Origin of the sequence: Desulfosporosinus lacus DSM 15449, assembly GCF_900129935.1 — a bacterium.
GTDB classification, from domain to species: Bacteria; Bacillota; Desulfitobacteriia; order Desulfitobacteriales; family Desulfitobacteriaceae; genus Desulfosporosinus; species Desulfosporosinus lacus.
On record NZ_FQXJ01000014.1, the window covers coordinates 53803 to 73345 of the forward strand.

Annotated in this window: 16 protein-coding genes; 3 read left to right on the forward strand and 13 right to left on the reverse strand. The window is 42.8% G+C overall.

Going from position 1 to position 19543, the window contains the following annotated elements:
- Nucleotides 1–12: 12 nt before the first annotated feature.
- On the reverse strand, nt 13–1866 hold the full coding sequence (locus BUB11_RS17535; RefSeq protein WP_073031056.1) for an acyltransferase family protein: 1854 nt from the start codon (nt 1864–1866) through the stop codon (nt 13–15).
- A 293-nt stretch (nt 1867–2159) separates the two neighbouring features.
- On the opposite strand from BUB11_RS17535, the gene BUB11_RS17540 reads away from it, so the two are divergent.
- Both BUB11_RS17540 and sfsA read left to right on the forward strand, forming a co-directional pair.
- A complete protein-coding gene (locus BUB11_RS17540; protein WP_073031057.1) occupies nt 2160–3161 on the forward strand; it encodes a DUF3231 family protein in 1002 nt (333 codons plus the stop codon).
- A 167-nt stretch (nt 3162–3328) separates the two neighbouring features.
- A complete protein-coding gene (sfsA, locus tag BUB11_RS17545; protein ID WP_073031058.1) occupies nt 3329–4018 on the forward strand; it encodes a DNA/RNA nuclease SfsA in 690 nt (229 codons plus the stop codon).
- A gap of 114 nt (nt 4019–4132) precedes the next feature.
- Here sfsA and BUB11_RS17550 read toward each other — a convergent pair whose 3' ends face one another.
- From BUB11_RS17550 to BUB11_RS17580, 7 genes are all read right to left on the reverse strand, one after another.
- Nucleotides 4133–5866, reverse strand: a complete 1734-nt coding sequence (locus BUB11_RS17550) for a methyl-accepting chemotaxis protein (protein ID WP_073031059.1) — start codon at nt 5864–5866, stop codon at nt 4133–4135.
- Between the two features lie 167 nt (nt 5867–6033).
- Nucleotides 6034–7044: a tripartite tricarboxylate transporter substrate binding protein gene (locus BUB11_RS17555; RefSeq protein WP_242947591.1), complete on the reverse strand. Its 1011-nt coding sequence runs from the start codon at nt 7042–7044 to the stop codon at nt 6034–6036.
- Nucleotides 7045–7066: 22 nt separating this feature from the next.
- A complete protein-coding gene (locus tag BUB11_RS17560; protein ID WP_073031060.1) occupies nt 7067–8575 on the reverse strand; it encodes a tripartite tricarboxylate transporter permease in 1509 nt (502 codons plus the stop codon).
- Between the two features lie 17 nt (nt 8576–8592).
- Complete coding sequence (locus BUB11_RS17565; RefSeq protein WP_073031061.1) at nt 8593–9060, reverse strand: tripartite tricarboxylate transporter TctB family protein; 468 nt, start codon at nt 9058–9060, stop codon at nt 8593–8595.
- Between the two features lie 180 nt (nt 9061–9240).
- Complete coding sequence (locus BUB11_RS17570; protein WP_073031062.1) at nt 9241–11280, reverse strand: alkaline phosphatase family protein; 2040 nt, start codon at nt 11278–11280, stop codon at nt 9241–9243.
- 54 nt (nt 11281–11334) lie between these two features.
- Nucleotides 11335–12684, reverse strand: a complete 1350-nt coding sequence (locus tag BUB11_RS17575; protein ID WP_073031063.1) for an MFS transporter — start codon at nt 12682–12684, stop codon at nt 11335–11337.
- A 275-nt stretch (nt 12685–12959) separates the two neighbouring features.
- Nucleotides 12960–13733, reverse strand: coding sequence for an N-acyl homoserine lactonase family protein (locus BUB11_RS17580; protein WP_084110374.1), 774 nt, complete (start codon nt 13731–13733; stop codon nt 12960–12962).
- Nucleotides 13734–13942: 209 nt separating this feature from the next.
- Here BUB11_RS17580 and BUB11_RS17585 point away from each other — a divergent pair, with 209 nt between their 5' ends.
- Nucleotides 13943–14839, forward strand: coding sequence for a LysR family transcriptional regulator (locus tag BUB11_RS17585; RefSeq protein WP_073031065.1), 897 nt, complete (start codon nt 13943–13945; stop codon nt 14837–14839).
- 156 nt (nt 14840–14995) lie between these two features.
- On the opposite strand, the gene fabG is transcribed toward BUB11_RS17585, so the two are convergent.
- The 5 genes from fabG to BUB11_RS17610 form a co-directional block, all read right to left on the reverse strand.
- Nucleotides 14996–15787 carry a 3-oxoacyl-ACP reductase FabG gene (fabG, locus tag BUB11_RS17590; protein WP_242947601.1) on the reverse strand — a complete coding sequence of 264 codons (792 nt, stop codon included), beginning with the start codon at nt 15785–15787 and terminating at the stop codon, nt 14996–14998.
- 110 nt (nt 15788–15897) lie between these two features.
- Nucleotides 15898–17118 carry an FAD-dependent oxidoreductase gene (locus BUB11_RS17595; RefSeq protein WP_073031067.1) on the reverse strand — a complete coding sequence of 407 codons (1221 nt, stop codon included), beginning with the start codon at nt 17116–17118 and terminating at the stop codon, nt 15898–15900.
- A 20-nt stretch (nt 17119–17138) separates the two neighbouring features.
- Complete coding sequence (locus tag BUB11_RS17600) at nt 17139–17465, reverse strand: thioredoxin family protein (protein ID WP_073031068.1); 327 nt, start codon at nt 17463–17465, stop codon at nt 17139–17141.
- Between the two features lie 91 nt (nt 17466–17556).
- Nucleotides 17557–18735 carry an acetyl-CoA C-acetyltransferase gene (locus tag BUB11_RS17605; protein ID WP_073031069.1) on the reverse strand — a complete coding sequence of 393 codons (1179 nt, stop codon included), beginning with the start codon at nt 18733–18735 and terminating at the stop codon, nt 17557–17559.
- 50 nt (nt 18736–18785) lie between these two features.
- Nucleotides 18786–19529 (reverse strand): glucose 1-dehydrogenase, encoded by a 744-nt coding sequence (locus BUB11_RS17610; protein ID WP_073031070.1) that lies wholly within the window; start codon nt 19527–19529, stop codon nt 18786–18788.
- Nucleotides 19530–19543: the final 14 nt, after the last annotated feature.

Genomic DNA, 19543 nt, shown 5'->3' on the forward strand with positions numbered 1-19543 from the left:
CTCGAGTTTTGATTATTCTCCATCGTTTTGATTAGAAATTAATGCTTCGATTAGTATCTCCCCATAGGCTTTCATGCCCGACTGGGTCAGATGAACACCGTCTGGATAAAAATAATCCTCATGGCCACTACTGAGCAAATGCCAATCTATCAGTTTAGTATTTGGGTAGGACTCCGCCACCTTTGTCAGGGTCTCATTGACTACTGATTCCCAAGGCTTCGGGACCCGGGTATTCACCAGCAAGATTTCCTCAGTTCTTTGCAGGGAGTCTAGGGTCTTTGTTAACTGTTTTTCTGTAAACGAACCGTTTGTTCCTAATTCAATAATGACAATTTTTCCGAGCTTACCTTCTTTTTGGAGCTTGGAAATGAGATCCGGAGCCTGATACATCTGCCTGCCGAGTTGCGCGTCGATTACAATACCTGGCAGGCGATTTTGCAAAACAGGCTCTACATTGATCATTAAGGAATCTCCGATGATCGTAATATCATCCCCATTGATAGCATTTTTCTTATCTGTCGCCTTAGGTCCCATGCCGGTGATCTCATCTTTGTCAGCTACTTGAGCTTGATTTTGAGTCACAGGGCTCTTCGCTAAAGCTTTTTCTGAAATTTGCATACCTCCGTTGAGGGTCACAAACAATATTAAAAACATCAGCAATATACTCAATGAAATTTTGGTACTGAGGGCCAATGGCCTGTGCCACCACTGCAGGTCTGACCTCCGCCTTCGAACTTGTTTTCGTCGTCCGTACCGGATCGGCTCCTCGATTAAGTAGCGGGATAGTGCAGCCAGGATAATACTTACGCCAATTTGCCAGAGTGTGCGGGAAAGATTCATGCCTTCCGTATTCCCAATCGGATTTGTCAGTATGATGACCGGGTAATGCCACAGGTAAATCCCATAGGAACATTCTCCAAGCCAACGCAATGGGCCCCATCCAAATAACCTGCTCAGATAGCTGGCCGGGTGGGCCAGAACTGCCACTAGGCAAGCCGCCGCGACAGAGTAAAGCAAGAGTCCGCCCTGATAGAGAGAGGTCTGGTATTGGTTTGTTTTCCCGATCATCAAAAGTATGACCAATAACCCCAGGATTCCCGCCAAATCCAGCGCTATTTTCTTTTTGCCGGACAGATCTGGGTTCATCTTCCAACTGGGCCATACCATCGCCGGGACTGCCCCGGCAAGTAAAGCGAAAGCACGGGTATCCGTGCCATAATATACCCTGCTGGGGTCATGACCGGGTATGTAAATCAGCGCCATCGCTGCAGCGGAAGTCAAAGCGACAGCTATTGTTCCCCCGATAATCCATTTGCGCTGACGGAAACCACGTAGCCCCATTACTAAAAGAAGAGGCCAGAATAGATAAAACTGCTCTTCTACTGCCAAAGACCAGAGATGTCCCAGAGGAGACGGGGGACCGAAGCTTTCAAAATAGGATACCTGATGGAAGATCAGATACCAGTTGCTGGTATAAAATACCGCTGCCAGCGCTTCCTGCTTCAAGGCTGCCAGGCGTTCCGGAGCGCAAAGCATAACCCAGGACATCACCCCTGTCAGCATCACAAAAAAAGCCGGCAGCAGCCGCCGGGCCCGGCGCAGCCAGAAATCCTTCAAGTCAATCCCTCCGGATTGCTCCCATTGTTTGAGTAGAATATTAGTGATCAAATACCCGGATAGCACAAAGAATAGACTCACCCCTAAGAGCCCTCCCGGCACCCAAGTCAGATTGAGATGGTAAGCGATCACGGCAAACACCGCCAATGCCCTCAGTCCGTCTAATCCCGGCATATAGCCGATGGAATTCCCCTGCAATCCCCTTTGTTGTAAATCCGATTGATTTTTCGTTTTCTTGCTGCAATTCATGTTGTCTTCACTCTCCACTTAGGCCAGGCTTCGGATTTTTCCCCTCATAGCCATTTCTCCTTTTAACCATACCAAGTTTAGAGTATCAGTGCTTTACAAAAACCTTAAATTATATTACGAAAAAGTTACAAATATCGAAAGATCGCAGATTCTGTAGTATTAAGAAATAAGAGCGTTTGAACCTTCTTTATGCCAGCAATGATTTTCCATTAGGGAGGCTGGCAAAAATTCTGAATAACTCCAAAGACTATGGCACATATTATTCAAAAATCTAATTCTTTTTGGAGGAACTAATGAAAGAACATCACATAAACTTAACAACTCCTGAGATTGCGGGTTTATGGAAAACATACATGCAGAATACGTCAAATATATACGTCTTTAAGCATTTTGAGCCCTATATTCAGGACTCAGAAATTAAGCCTCTAGTTGATGAGCAAATTAATCTACTGCATAAATTCACAGCGAAAATTAGAGAGATATTCTCAGACGAAAATTTCCCTGTACCTCAAGGTTTTTCCGACCAGGATATAAATTTTTCTGCCCCTGCCCTCTACACAGACTTATTTGGACTTAGCTATGTCTACAGATTTAACCAAATGGTTTTTAGTGATTATGCTGTGACAATAACTAAAGTAGCACGTGCAGATGTTGTTGAATTTTTTTATGAATGTTTAAATTTGAGTGGTGCCTTATTTAAGAAAGCTTTAAACCTTATGTTGTCTAAAGGTATTTATGATAGACCTCCTAAAATGCCTTATCCTCACCAAGTAGAATTTATTCAAAAACGAGATTCTCTCTTAGAAACATGGTTTGGTGAGCATAGACCCCTGAATGCAATGGAATTAGGCGAGATATTTTACATTATTGAGAGAAATTATATTGGCATACTTATGTTAATGGGTTTCATTCAAGTTATGCGTGACCAAGAAATTAAAGATTATCTGCTGAAAGGAAAAGATCTTGCTCAAAAGCAGATTGATATCTTTAATAAAATTCTTAAGGAAGAACAACATCTGGGCAATTTGCCGGTAAGTATGGAAGTAACTGACTCAACCGTCTCGCCTTTTTCAGATAAGTTGATTATGTTTCTGGTTTCAACATCTGTTACGGCAGGAATCTATTTATGTGCTTATGCCATGTCTCTATCTTTTAGGAAAGATTTAGCCTTTCATTATGCTGCCCTAATGGTGGAAATTGCGAGATATGGTGAGGAAGGTATGAAGCTGATGATTGAAAGAGGCTGGATGGAACAGCCGCCAGAGTCCTTTGATAGGGAAGCTTTTCAGCAATAGACCAAATAATAATGGATTAATCTAAAAAAGATGCCCCTAGGGCGTCTTTTTCAATATATCTGGCCCAATCATATAGTTTATAAGGCCGAAATGATTACCTTGAAATCCTCAACTTCTTGATAGAATGCTAACGGTAGGCTATGATCTAATGATAAAGAGGTGCAAGCATGAAGTATCCATCAGTTAAAGTCGCAAAATTTATAAAACGTCCTAATAGATTTATAGCGCATGTGATTCTAGACAATAAAGAAGAAATTGTTCATGTTAAGACTACGGGGCGCTGCGGAGAGTTACTCCAGGAAGGAAATTTGGTGATTTTAGAAGAAGCAAAAAATCCAGAACGGAAGACAAAGTACTCTATTATTGCCGCATACAAGGGAGATGTTCTGATCAATATCGATTCACAGATTCCAAATATGGTTGTCTATCATGGTATAACGGAAGGGAAAATCAAAGAAATTCGTGATGTTACAAAGCTGTCCAAAGAGATTGTTTATGGTAATTCTAGATTTGATTTGTACTTTGAAACCGAAAAACAGAGAGGGTTTATAGAAGTAAAAGGGGTAACCCTTGAAACCGAAGGTATTGCCATGTTCCCAGATGCGCCTACCCAGAGAGGCTGCAAGCATATCTATGAAATGATCAAAGCTGTAGAAGATGGGTATGCTGGGTTCATTTTCTTTCTCATCCAGATGAAGGGTGTAAAATACTTTAAGCCCCATGAGATAAGAGATCCGGAATTTGCACAGGCTTTGAAGCTTGCCAGTGCAAAAGGAGTGACGATTTTGGCTTATGATTCTATCGTCGATGAAGACGGGATAACCTTAGGAACTCCCATCGAAGTTCGTCTTTTTTAATGTTTCAGCTTCTTTATTCCTGATCTCTCAGATTAACGACCTGAGCCTTTTCTGTAGATTGCTGAGCGGTCAATGGGTCTCCCACTTGCAGAAGCGGGAGACCCATCCTATTGGTTAAATTTTGAACTTCTCCACCATTGTATTCAAGTTCAGAGTGTGTTCGGCCTGGATCTGGGCAACCTTGGTCACTTGATCCATCGCCTTGGCCATTTCGCCCATATTTTTGGCAATTTCCTGGGAACTGCTCGTCGTTTCTTGAACTGAAGCTGAAACGGTTTGAATTGCGTTATTCACTTGTTCGATGGAGGTAAGCATTTGTCCTGAAGTCGCAGCGAAGTCTTCCACCAACGTTCCTATCATATTGGCATCCTTGGCATATTGTTCTTCTGCCTCCACAAGCATCTCATAATCAGGAATTACTTTTTCATCAATAAATTTTAAAATTTCTGAAGAATTTTGAGAAAGATTGCCAAATACTTCTGTGACTTTGCTGATAACCTTATGAATTCCAGCCACCGTCTGTGCTGATTGTTCAGCCAGTTTTCGTACCTCCTCCGCGACAACCGCAAAGCCTCTCCCCTGCTCTCCTGCCCGGGCTGCTTCGATAGCGGCGTTCAAAGCCAATAGATTAGTCTGCTCTGCAATACCGGCAATGGTTTCAGCCATTATACCGATTTCCTGAACGACTTCACCGTTTTTAATCGCTTCGATGATTTCCCCTTGCTTCTGCAGATAAACGCTTCGGGTCACTCCCCTTGAAGTTTCAGCATTTTCACGCATCATCTGGGCTTTCTTCTCGATTTCCCTAACGATTATCTTGCCCTCATACGCTTTCTCGGCAAGCATACTGGCCCCTTTGCTGATCTCCGTTCCCGAGGCCAGCATTTCTTCCGTGGAAGCAGCAGTCTCCTCCATTCCCGCCGCTATCTGTTCAGTCCCGGCATTAATATTTTGTCCCTGATCGTTAAGTTCCCCAGCCGAAATTGATAATTCCTCTCCGGCTGTCTTTAAATCTTCAGCGGCAAGCATTACATTTTTCAAGAGGCAGCTCATGTTATTGTCGATATCATCATAGGCTCGGGCTAATTCGCCAATTTCGTCCTTCCTCTTGATAAAGTTATTTTGTTGATCCGTAGAAAAATCACCTTTGGCAAATAATTCGGCTTGCTTAACTGCAGCTAAAATCGGACGGCTGATAATTCTGCCTATGATCAGGCTGAGTAACAAGGCCAAAGCAAAACCGCAAGCCGTCAGTATCATAATAATCATTCGGGCTTTAACAAAGTCCTGTTCCGAAGCACGCTGAAGATCTTCATTATATTTCAAAGAACAACTTATCAGTCTTTCGATGATTCCTTCTACCTTAGCCTGATGCATACCGGCCTGCTGATTAAAGTCACTGGCTAAGGCGTAGTTTTTCAGTTCAACTGTTGTAATAGCCTTTTCTCTCAAGTCGCGGTAAACGGCAACCTCACTTTTGAATTCCATTAACAGTCCTTTTTCTTCCTCGGTTAAGTTAAGCAATTGATACTGCTGTATCAACAGGTCGTTGTCCTCTATAGACTGCGCAATAACCATTCTGGAATCGCTGATCACTGTGGGATCTTCTGAAACCTGGCTCTTCCAGACTACACTGACCATCTCCGTAGCCCCTTTTTCAAAGTTCTGATTCAAGTGTTCCAGAATTAGAATAGGATCGATTCCATCTTGGGCAATTCTTTTAATATTATTGTTGACTCTGCCTAGGTTAAGCAACCCTGTTATGCCAACAGTCAGGATTAATATGGCCATCAGTAAAAAGCATATGAAAAGTTTTCTGCTGGTTTTTAAATTAATAAACCATTCCATTTCTACTAATCCCACTTTCTTTTAGAACATGGCCTGTGATCAAATCTCGTACTTGCCTGTCCAGGGATTTCAACCGATAAAAATACTAGGGTAAATGTTCAACAGGAATGAGAATGGACTTTTGGATAAAAATCCATTCTCATTAACAATTCATTCTATATTAAGGGTTACTGACGAACGCCCATCGAATCAAACAATTCAGTATACTGTTCAACCTGTTCTTTAATTGAATTATTATAATCTGCAGTATTCAAATAGCTGGCATTGCCGTGCATTTCTTTCATCTTGTTAATAAATTCCGGATCTTGTTCAATTTCAGCAATAGTTTGATCCCATTTCTTCACAATATAATCAGGGGTTCCTTTCGGTAGACTTATACCCCCATACCAGGTAACGTCAATATTTATGCCGAGCTCTTGACAAGTAGGCACATCCGGAAATAAAGGGCTCCTCTCTTTTGATGCAACAGCAAGAACTCTTAATTTACCGCCTGCAGCAAGAGGATATGTTTCCTGCACTGACTGATCACCCAAAATTGCATGCCCTCCAGCTATCATTGTAATACCCGCACTGCCACTCTGTACAAGAATCGGTTGGGTTTTTTTGTAATCAACACCAATGGCTTTACACAATTCGGCGGCAGTAAGTGCATTCATACTTATAGTACTTAAACTGGAATGCGTTAATTTTTCCGGATTCTGCTTAATCCATTCGACAAGCTCTTTCATATCCTTAAAAGGAGAATCGGCTGCAACAGAAAAACACATTGGATTATCCACAAATTTAGAGACGAAAATTCTATCCTCAAGCTTTATAGGTGGATTTTTCATTCCGGCAACCATCAATACGGAAGCGGCAATATTATCTGCCACTGCAGTATATCCGTCCGGTCTGCCTTGCATTAAACCATATTGTAATCCGGTAACGTTACCCGCACCGGGTTTGTTAATTACCAGAACAGGTTGTTTCCATTTTTTGCTGACAAAATCGGCAACAAGACGGGCTGTTAGATCAGTGAGACCCCCAGGACCAGCCGGAACCACTAATTCTATTTGTTTTGTTGGATATGGCGCTTCCTGTTTAGCAGGTTGTGATGACCCTTGTGATGAACACCCGGCAACTATAACTGACAAAAGTAAGATGCTGATAATCCAAATCATTTTCTTCTTCATTTTCATTAATAGATCCCCCCATTTTTATTTATATTTCTTCAAGACCGGAGCTGGCTATTCTGCTGTTAGTCCGCCGCCTAAGTATAATGGAAATAATCAAAAAGACACCGGTCGCAACAATGAGAGATAATGAGATTGGGCGTTGAAAGAAAATGAAAGGGTTTTCAAACGCCATCGCAAAAGACTGTAAAAGTGACTTCTCCAACATTGGGCCAAGGATAAAACAAATGATTAAAGGGACTAATGGCCAATGAAATTTTTTCAGAAAGTATCCTAAAATCCCGAATATCAGAGCAACCAGAACATCTAACATATCGTTACGGATAGTATAGGTTCCAACAATAGATATCAGTAAAATAATCGGAGCTAATATACCAAAGGGTACTTGAGTTAACTTAGCCCAAAGTCCAACAAGAGGAAGATTGAGAACCAAACACACAATATTCCCGATAAACATGCTGGCTATGACTGCCCAGACAAAGTCTGGATTCTGCTGGAATAGCATCGGTCCGGGTGTAAGGCCGTAAATCATAAGTCCCCCTAAAAGAACGGCTAAAGGCGGCGAAGCTGGAATACCAAGAGCAAACAAGGTAATAAAACCTGCTGAACTTGTCGCATTATTAGCAGACTCAGGGGCAGCTACACCTTCTATTGCTCCCTGACCAAATCGTTCCGGTGTTTTCGAACATTTTTTTTCTAAATCATAGGCAAGAAACGTTGTTATGGCAGCGGAGACCCCAGGTAATAATCCCATAAAGAACCCGAGAAGACCTCCACGAACTGTCGGTATGGCACTTTTTCGTAAATCATTACGTGTTGGAAAAACCGAGCCGATATTACCCATAGAGATAGCAACTTTCTTCTCTTCAATTCCATTTAATACTTCACTTATTGCAAACAACCCGATGACTACGCTGATAACATCAAGACCACCCCATAAGGGCGCATAGCCAAAGGCAAGCCGCGGCATATTCGTCATCGTTCCCAGTCCGATTAAGGATAGAAGGTATCCCAAAAAGCCCATTGCTAAGGCTTTACTTATAGATGCTCCCCCTAAACCTATTACTACAGTTAAAGCCAAGAGCATCAGGGCAAAATACTCTGGCGGCCCAAACTTAAGTGCTTGATCAGCAAACATAGGGCCAAAAAAAACCAGAGCAACTACCCCCATTGTCCCGGCAAAAAACGAACTAACCGCTGCTATCCCTAGCGCCGGCCCCCCCCGACCCTGCTTAGCCATGGGATGACCGTCGAGACATGTAGCCACAGCAGCAGCATCCCCAGGAATTCCCAGAAGGATTGCCGAAGAGGATCCGCCATACATAGCTCCATAGTAGATTCCTGCCAGCATAATAATAGCCTTTGTAGGGGATAAGACGGCAGTAAGTGGTAACAAAATGGCAATTGCAGACGTTGGCCCTAAGCCTGGCAATGCGCCGACCAGCGTACCGACAAAAGCGCCTATTGCAGCCATCAGTAAATTGTCTGGTTGCAGAGCCGTTGCAAATCCAGAGAGCAGCAAGTGTAATATTTCCATTCTAATTACCTACCTAACTATAATAAAATACCAATACTAGGTTCCGGAAATGGGGACTGCAGCCACACCACAAATAATACGTAATATACAACGGTGAGCATTGCCGCAAACACACTACAACGTAACCACCCATAAGCACCCATGGTTCGGAACAAGCCCAATCCGATAATAAACGTACTAGCCGTGTAGCCTATTACCTGCAATAATACCCAATAAGCAAACAATAAACCTGTAACTAAAAGCATCCTTTTACGCAACTCACCGGTAGGAAACTCTGCCTGCTTATCCCCCTGCGGCTTGAATACAAAGATAAATAGCCCCCCGAGAATCATCAGTGCCACACCTAAAAATCCGATAAATGTTTCGTCGCCAACTATGGATCTTCCAATATGCAGAGGATACAACCGTATCGCCTCAAAAACAGCCAAACCACCAATAACAAAGAGAATTACACCGGCTATCCGGTCCGCCAGCAAAGTTTTCACAGCTTCACACCTCCTCTACAAAGTGCCGGGGAAATTCCAGCAACAGTTTTACCACGACGTTGTGTGTTCAAAAACTTACCTCCTAGGTTTTGAAATTAGTCTGATAATTGGATTGAAACTGCCGTCATTCTAAACATCTCCCGCTTGTCAAAGCGGGAGATGAATCTGCAATTGAATGGGTTAAATTTCTTCCGTAAGAATTTGATGCACAGGAGATCCCTCGGACTGAGCCGGTAAACGAACACCACTGAGAAAAGCCATAGTAGGCGCAAGATCAACCTGACGAATAACCCGTTCAGTTTTATAACCTTGTTTAATCCCCGGCCCGGCTGCCACAAATATCGGTGAAAGAGATGTGTCTGCATAGCCATCTTGGGTTGATAAAGAGTCTGCGTGAATAACATTGTAAGACTCTTCAGTGAAATAGATGATATCGCCACACTCCGGACCACTCAGACCAATAATTACAGCATCCTTATTACGCATGGCCAGTGCCACAACCCGTTTACCGGTTTTGGGATCGCGGTAAGAATATAAATCAGAGATAATTTGTGTTTCCAAATCGTATTGGTCTTTAGGATCAACGATTCCGTGCTCATCTCGTCCAATTAAGTTGAGATAAATATAATTACCACGGCTGGCCACCGCTTTGGTATTCGCCCAGTCAAATTCGTGATTGCCGTTTTCATCCGTAATTATTTTGGCATAACCAAGTTCTTCCATTACCGGTGTCGTGATTCCGCCTGCCTCGCCTAATTCCACGCCGAGATTTTCCTGACAACTCAAGCCATGATCCGAAGTGACAATTATGGTCCAACCCTCATCTAAATAAGGGAGAAATCTACCCAGATAGTTATCTGTTTGAATATACATTCTCTCTATAAATCCCTGGTATGCTTCTTCATTATTGTTCCACTTCTCCTGGTGCTTAGCAAAATGCCAGAACAGATGCCCGCCATTATCAACATTATGCAAATGAGAATAAATGACATCATACTTATTGTTTTTCATAAAATAAGTCAAACAATCTGCCTGCCACTCACAATAGTGGTCCCAGGTTGGAATAAATACCTGATCGACAAGTATTTCGTTAGCGCCATTAATGACCGGTCTGTTAGGAACATACCCGATATGATCGATAACTTCCTTGTACAAACTTTTTGGGTGAAATAAATCATCCCGGCTCACATCCATGGCCATGCCTATCAGCATCGTGACTTCAGAACCGTCAGGCTTAATCGTTAAGACATGGTAATTTCTATTACATAAAATAGTTTCCCCTTCATCATTCTTGATGGTATCAACCACGTCATAAGCCGATTTTCCTCCTTCAATGGTCACAAGAGGCTCTAAGTCTTTCTTTGATTTATACACTTCAACCGTATCATAAACACCTTGTTCGTTTTGTAAAAGCAATGCCGGGCGGCGTTCCAAGCCTTTTCCCAAGGTAAGAGTAAATTCCTTAGCAACCGCAGGTGCTTTAGCCCAACCTACAGCTTCCTTAATCGGTGACTTTACTGTATCAGCAATCATTTTGGCCAAGACATGTATTTCGTTTTCTTCTTCACAAGTAACAATATTTTTTATGACTTTTGCTCCGCTTGATATGGCTGCTCTTAAATAACTAGACTCTCCATCATCTTCAAGTAATTCTTCCACATTCTCAATAATACAACCGGCACCAGGCGTAATAGTGGAAGTATTTGGCAAGAATTGCGCCTCTTCAAATTTGTCTGAAGCAACGACTATTTTGGAAATATCTACACCGGCAATTCCGGTATTAATGGTCTGGGGCTGAGTGCCTTCAACAACATGAAGATTGGGACTATCTGAAGTGACAGGCCATGAGCTGCCCGGCCAATGCCATACTAAGGTTTTTTTGTCAGCCTCTTCAGCCAAAATATTCCACAACGGTTCAGCTTTGCAACGTCTGGAGTCCAAATTATAGACCAAACTATCCAGCTGACCATGATTGTGCCCAAAGAAACAAGTAATGCCGTGGGTTCCCGGATAGGCACCGGTAGATAATGTTGTCCAGAGCGTCGGTGTAACGGTAGGCATCGCCCCCAATAAAACCAGATCATCCCGGCAAGAACCTTTGTCTATGAACTTTTGTAAATTAGGCATTTTGCCTTGGTCCAAGAACTTTTTTGCCAGCCTTGGCTCAAAACCATCTACTCCTATAACCGCAATCTTCTCTGTTAAGGCTGTCCTCTTCATTTTCATAATCATCCTTTCGTCACAAATATTTTAAAGACATTGCTTTACAAAACTCTACGCTGCTTCAATTTCTTCCAATGTTTTGCCTTTTGTTTCAATACCTATGGTTTTAGACAACAAGCATAACAACCAGAAACATCCCGCCATCACTAAATAAATTCCAAAAACTGCACCTGTTGATATAATATATCCAAAGAGGATCGGAGCGCAGGCTGAACTAATTCTTCCAGCCGAGTTTGACCAGGCATTAGCCGTAGCCCTTATTTCAGGCGGGTAGAGTTCCGGAACCCATGATACGGTGAGTCCTGCACCTTGCTCATAAAAGAAAGGCATAATAATAAGTATAGCTACTAAGAGAGTTACATTGTTAACGAACATAACGGCTATGGAAGCCGCTCCGGCAACACCGTAACCCACATAAGCCATGGTCTTTCGTCCGAACTTTTCAATCGCCCAAGCTGAATATGCTCTGCCTAATATGGCCACACAGGCTACTGCCAGGGTAAGCTTAAATGTTTCGGTTTTAGGTATTCCATATACGGTATTCAAGAGGGAGGGCAGCCACATTGCAAAGCCAAAATAGGCCAGATTCGTAAAGAAATAGAAAGAAGTCGTAAAAGCAAAGCGTTTTCTATATTTAGGTCCAAAAAGTACTGCTGGGGAAACTTTCTTTGTTTTTTTCTCTTGCTCATCCTTGGCTTTTTCTATAATTACCTGATTTAAATCTTCTTCACTTGCGCCTAAGCGCCTTAATACTGCAACCGCCTCTTCTTGACGCCCTTTAGCAGCCAGCCAAAGTGGTGATTCAGGTAATTTGATACATGCAAATGCTAAGATAATTGGTACCGCTCCAACGATAAACATCGCTCTCCAACCAAAAACCGGGGCAATAAAAAGAGATATCAGCGAAGCGCCCAATAAACCGGCTGGGAAAAAACAACCTAAGACAGATGTTAATTTTCCCCGAATTGCAAAAGGTGCAATTTCCGAGGTGAAAACACCTGCGATGGGTATTGCGCCACCCAAGAAAAAGCCGGATGCAAAGCGAATAACCATAAATTGGGTTGTATTTGTTGTGAAATAAATTGCTCCGGTAAGTACTGAGAATCCAGCTATTGTTAGAACGAGGGACCATTTTCGTCCTATTTTGTCTGAAATAGGTCCCCATGCTAAAGATCCGATAAGCGCACCCCAGATACCGGCTGAAGCTAAAACACCATTAGTAATGGCGTCAATCTTCCACTCAGTTACCATAAAAGGCATTGCATAAGCTACGATATACAAATCAAGCGAGTCAACAAAAAAACCCAGCGCTGCACAAATAATAATAAAGTAATGAGTATTAGACAGTTTTAGGTTCTGGGAAATTCCGGATACGGTTTTACCTTCAAGTTGTGTGTTCATAAATTTCCTCCCTCTACATTAGAAGAATGAGCACTCACTACTTAATTTTAAATTTTCAAAGTACAGATACGCACTTTATCTGTTTAGTTTGTTTAACATTGATAAGCGCTCTCCTATAGGTCGGCCGCCCAATTAAGAGAACTAAATTTATCTCACCATACACCACCTTTCTGTTTTTAAAAGCAAACTTGTTTTATCTATAATAAATTCATCAATAGTAATCCTAGGTTCCTATCAACGAAGATACTCAGCATCAAACCACTCTTCATTTGTCTTTAAAGCATATGTTTTAATTGTTCAAACGCAGCAATATCATGATCGTACAGTACGGTTGCCTTATTTTCAGCAGCAATCTCCCGTAACTTTTTCATACTCGCATAGCAAGTCTCCAGATCAGTGTGAATTCCCGGCGGAAGATTTTCTTCCCAATTCTTCTTTATATTGACTAAGTCACCGGGAATTATATATTTACCATTACTTGTATCAACCATCACACCCTGTGAACCTGCTGAATGTCCGGGCAAAAACAATAACTTAATTCCGTCTGCAAAATCCACATCACCGGAAACCGTTTGAATATGATTGAAATATCTCATGAAATATGGGATCTGGTGCGAAAGATCCAACTCATATACTCTAATAAATTTGGCATCCGGCGCCACAGCATATTGTAATTCGGCTTTCTGTACGATTACTTTAGCTTGAGGCAATTTGAAGACACCCCAGGCATGATCCCAATGCAGATGGGTCAAAATCACTGTTTTTATTTCATCTACGGTTGTGTTGAACTTCTTTAAAGCTACATCTAGATGATTCTCTGTTTTACAGATTAGCGGGTTATGATATTTTCTCCCAAATTCCTCATCCTCGCCTCCCCCACTATCAACCAATAGCTTCTCTCCGGTTTGGTCATTGATGAGTAACCAACCAATCAGGGGCACTTGTGTTCTCCTTGTATCCCCTTCATTGTTCAAATTTTCATCCCATGCCAAAACCTTGGCAAACACACTAAGACGGCCAAGTTCCAAAGGAATTATCCTCCACGACATTGTATCCCTCTCCTTTTAGATCCTTTATCCTTCACCGGTAAACTTTTATAGTAAAGAGCAAACATAATCATGATTTTAGTGAAAACCCTTATTTTTGAATTGTATTTCCAATTTTCTTTAAATGAATTATACTATAGTTAATCTGAGGTGATAATTAACGATTTAGAATGATTGATAAGCTTTAGCTATCAATTAAACGAGGTGATTGGATGGAAATGCGGCAGCTTCGCTATTTTGAATCTATCGTTAAGTATGGAACAATGAGAGAAGCGGCAGCCAAGCTTTTTATAAGTGAACCTTCAATAAGCCAGCAAATTAATGAATTTCAAAAAGAAATTGGGTTACCATTATTTGAGAAGCAAGGAAGAAAAATCGCCTTAACTTCGGAAGGTAAACAACTTTTACCCTTAGTCAAAGCAGTCCTTGAAGCTGTTAGCAGCATGGAAAATGCTATTTCTGAAATAGTTAATCCGGAAGTCGGATTTATCAAACTCGGTTTTGTTTCTGTTACAACGCTTGATATAGTGCCTAATAAATTGATGGAATTTGCAAAAATTTGTCCCGACATTCGAGTTGAAATGGTTGAAAGCGGAACATTAGAACTTATTGAATGCCTTCTTAATGGTAGTGTTGATGTAGCTTTAATTTCTGTGAACAGTAGAATAAAATCAGTCATTGAATTATCCGATATGCAATGCAAAGTATTATCGAACGTAAGCTCTGTAGCAATTGTTTCATATAATCATCCCTTTGCAAAACAAGATAAAATTTCACTCAACCAGCTATTGGATGAACGAATAATTTTGCGGCGTCAAGGGGTTTATCGGGAAGAGATTTTCAGCTTATTAGGAGATGCTATAAAAAGGGATAGTATTTACTCTGTAGACACTCAGGATATTGCCCTTAAATTAGTAGAATTAGGCCTTGGAATTACAATTATTCCTGAACCTTACATTAGTACATGGAAGTTAAATGAAAATCCTCAAATAAAAATACTATTATTGGATGATTTTCAAATTAATTTGGATATATGCTTAATTTATAAAAAGAACCAATATCGTCCAAAGTTTCTTACAAATTTCATGCGGATATTTTCGGATAATTAATGATTAATGTTGGACTAACGCTTAAGATAAAAGGGGCATGTGAAAACTCAGTCTCCAAAATACTAAGTGGTTACAACCATCAAAAAGCGTCCTCATTACACTATCAAAGTGCGTGAGGACGCTTGTTTTTTGTTGATGTTCATCCCATCTTATTCTTTATCTCGATCCGCCGCTGACCACAATGCACTGTCCAGACACGTAGCTCGCGTCGTCACTCCCGAGAAATGCCGCAACTGAGGCGATATCTTCCGGTTCTCCCAGCCTCTTTAACGGGATCTGCCTGATCTGTTCAGCTAAGATCTCCGGCGGCACTTCGTTGGCCATATCCGTATTGACAAACCCCGGTGCGATGCAATTGACCGTAACATTTTTGGGCCCGCCTTCTTTGGCCAGCGTCTTCGTAAAACTGATTACCGCTCCTTTCGACGCTGCATAGTTCGCCTGCCCCGGGTTCCCAAAGGCGGAAGTTGAGGAAATATTCACAATCCTGCCGTAGCACTTCTCACGCATTATCGGAAAAACATATTTGCAGGTATAGTAGGTACCGTTCAAGTTTACGTTTAACACCGCATGCCATGCTTCGTCTGTCATCTTGTGGAAGATTGCGTCCCTTGTGATCCCGGCGTTATTGACCAGGATATCGATGGTCCCGAATTTTTCCACTACCGTTTTGATCGCTTCTGCGACCTGCGCCTCGCTTCCCACGTCGCATTTTACAGCCAGCACTCTTTCTCCGGAGGGGTCTATTTCTGCCGCAGTTCTTTTGGCAAGCTCGTAATCGTATTCCAATATGGCGACACCCGCAGCTTCGTCTTCAATGAAGCGTTTGGCGATAGCCGCACCGATCCCTTTACCGGCTCCGGTTACTACTGCGTATTTTCCTTTCAATGTCCGCATTTCAAGTATCTCCTTCCCTATTCTGCTGTTTACTCTATAACTCAAACGCACTTCCAAACTTTAGGTATATCCAAATATTATGATAATCCGTCATGTAGAATACCATTGTATAGCCCCGATGGACAGGGCGGACTATTAATACCGTTATCCCCATCGATATTTTATAATTGAGATTTTAGCTTGTCTTTACCTGTGCAACAATTCAGGCGCTTAATTTCCCGCCCTTTCTCCAGCAACACCACGGACGGCACCTTGTCAATCTGATATTTAAGTGCCAAATTCTTCTTGGTAGCCATATCTATTTTGACGATCTTGTAGCTTTCCTGGAGTTCCAGGTTGACTTCTTCCAATGAGGTGCTGAATTCCAGGCTCTCCTGATTGAAAGCGTCAAAGAAGAGGAGTAATACTTTTTTCTCACTTTGCAAAACGTTCAGTTGAAAGGAATCCTGCTCTTCGATATATCGTTCGGCCGCTACTGCCGCTGTTGCGCCGTCGCTTGCTGCCGTAACCACTTGTCTCAAATATTTCCTGCGATTATCTCCTACGGCATAAACACCTTCCAAGTTCGTTTCCATCTGTTCGCTGACAGGAATATATCCTCTTTCGTCCATTTCCAGTCCACTTGCTTTTAAAAACTGCGTGGAAGGAATCATGCCCACAAAGAAGAATACACCCTGACAAGGAAGTTCAGTTAATTCCCCTGTTTTGATATTTCTGATTTTTACCCCTTTGACGCTCTCTTCTCCCAAGACTTCTTCAATCGTAGAATTCCAGACAAATTCCATCTTTTTGTGCCTCAACGCGCCTTCGGCACTGACTTTATTGCAATCTAAAATCCCTTCATCGTGAAGTACAATAACGGTTACTTTTCGCGCAAACTTAGCAATATACATGCCTTCTTCGATGGCCTGGTCTCCGCTTCCGATGACAACGACATCTTCTCCTTCGAAAAACTCCGCATCACAAGTTGCGCAATAGGCAACCCCGCTGCCTTGAAGTTCCTTTTCCCCCGGGATGTCCAGAAGTCTCGGTTCATTACCGACAGCAATAATTACTGCCTTAGCAAAGAATTCTTTCTTCTTTTTCGTGGTCACCTTTTTTCGTTCCCCGGCAAAATCCGTACCGACAACCTCATCTTTTAAAAACTCAACGCCAAAGCTTTCAGCATGCTTGGCAAAATCACCCATGAGATCCGGGCCGCTGACCTTGATAGTTCCCGGATAATTCACAATTTCCCGGGTCGTATCAGCCATTCCCCCCAGCGTCCCCTTATTAATGAGAAGGGTCTTGAGTTTCGCTCTGCCGCCGTAAATCGCTGCAGAAAGGCCGGCAGGTCCGCCGCCAATGATGATCAAGTCATAAGAATTATTGGCGTCTTCCATTTCACTCTACTCCTTTTTCATTAAACTTCTTGGACTGCTGCAATTTTTTCTTCCACTTTTTCCTCATCCACGAGTCCGGCTTGTTTTCCCTGGAATTCCCCTTCATTAAAATAGAGAATTTGCGGCACACCTTTTAAGGAGAACCGCTGAAATAAACCGGCATTTTCTTCTATATCGACATAATAGAAACCAAATACACCTTCATATTTCGGTTGTAATTCTTCCAATAGCGGCACAACTTGTTTGCAAACGTGACAGGTTTTTCTTGAAAAAATAACCAAACAAGGCTTCCCCTTATCATAAACTATCTCATCAAAAGTAATTGCATCTAATTGTTGTAATGGCATATTCCCCACTCCTTCGTATATCAAACGTATTATGCTTTCTATCAGGATTTGCGCCTTTTAGTTGACGCAAATCCTGTTTTGATTTTATCCGCTAGCGCTCAACCACAACGGCAATCCCCTGCCCGCCGCCGATACAAAGGGTCGCCAGGCCGAGTTTATCGTTTCTTTTCTTCATCTCATACAGTAAAGTAACGAGAATCCGGGTGCCGCTGGCACCAATCGGATGCCCTAATGCAATGGCGCCTCCATTGACATTCACTTTCTTTGGTGGAAATCCTAATTCCTTGGCTACTGCTAAGGTCTGGGAGGCAAAGGCTTCATTGGCTTCAATAAGATCAAGCTCTTCCATCCTGATGTCTGCTTTCTGCAAAGCCTTTTTCACGGCGTTGACCGGTCCAACTCCCATAATAGCCGGATCCACCCCTGCCATTCCATATCCTTTCAATACCGCAAGATAAGCGAGCCCTAAGGAATCAGCTTTCTCTTTACTCATCATGACACAGGCCGCCGCCGCATCATTAATGCCGGAAGCATTGCCGGCGGTTACCGTACCGTCTGTTTTGAAAGCGGGTCTTAACTTCGCTAAAGTTTCCACCGTTGTTCCCGTCCGGGGGTGTTCATCGGTGTCGAAAATAATCGGTTCCCCTTTCCTTTTCGGAATAACCACCGGTACGATCTCTTCCGCAAACCGTCCTTTTTCAATTGCAGCCACAGCCTTTTCCTGGCTCCCAGCTGCAAACTCATCCTGCTCCACGCGGCCAATGCCAAATCTTTCAGCGACATTCTCCGCAGTAATACCCATATGGTAATCATTAAAGGCACACCACAGACCATCCTTGATCATGCTGTCTACAATTGTGCCGTTGCCCATGCGTTGGCCCCATCTGGCTTGATCTAAGACAAAGGGGGCATCCGACATGATTTCCATCCCGCCTGCTACAACAATATCTGCATCTCCGGCCATAATGGCCTGAGCCGCAGAAACAACCGATTTAAGTCCCGAACCGCAAACCACATTAATGGTTTGCGCAGTCGTTTCCACAGGCAGCCCTGCTTTTAAGGCTGCCTGGCGGGCGGGATTCTGACCCAGCCCGGCTTGCAAAACATTTCCCATGATGACTTCATCCACTTGCTCTCCTTGAATCCCTGCCCTGCGAACCGCTTCTTTAATAACCAGCGCCCCTAAATTTGTGGCTCCATACCCTTTCAGGGCACCACCGAATGAGGCGATGGGAGTACGAACCCCACTGACTATAACAACCTCTTGCAACACTATTCCTCCTCGCCGCTATACTGTCGGCTTGCCGTTAGTACCCCGAGCTATCTGTACATGTAGCCGCCGGCCACCAAAAGTTCCTCACCTGTAACCCAGGAGGCTTCATCACTGCACAAATAAGCGACGGCGTCAGCTACTTCCGACGGTTTCCCCATTCTCTTAAATGCGGTCTTGTTGACCAAATCCTCAAGCACATTCTTCGGCACAGCACGCATCATCTCAGTATCAATCACACCGGGTCGTACACAGTTAACGTTGATATTATATCTTCCGCCTTCTCTGGCCAGACTCTTCGTCACAGCAATAATACCCGCTTTGGTAAAAGAATAATTAGCCTGTCCGGCTTCGCCGCTGGAATTCGTCGAAGACAAATTGCAAATTTTTCCGTATTTCTTATCTTTCATAATCAGCCAAGCTTCTTGTGTGCAGTTAAATAAACCTTTACCATTCACGGCGATCACATCATCCCATTGTTGCTCTGTCATTTTATGAAATATGGCATCTCGCGTAATTCCGGCATTATTCACAAGGATATCCACCGTACCAAACTTATCTGCAATCACTTCGAAAGCAGCTTTCACCTCAGGTCGATTGACAATATTACATCCCAGACCAATAGCCTTTTCGCCGCTGGGGTCAAGTTCGAGCGCCAATTGTTGAGCTCCGGCCGCATCGACATCAATAATCACAACCTTTGCTCCCTCAGCATAAAACTTCCTCACAATCGACTCCCCGATCCCTTTGGCTCCACCGGTAATTAAGGCAATTCTTCCATCAAATCTTGCCATAAACAAACAACACC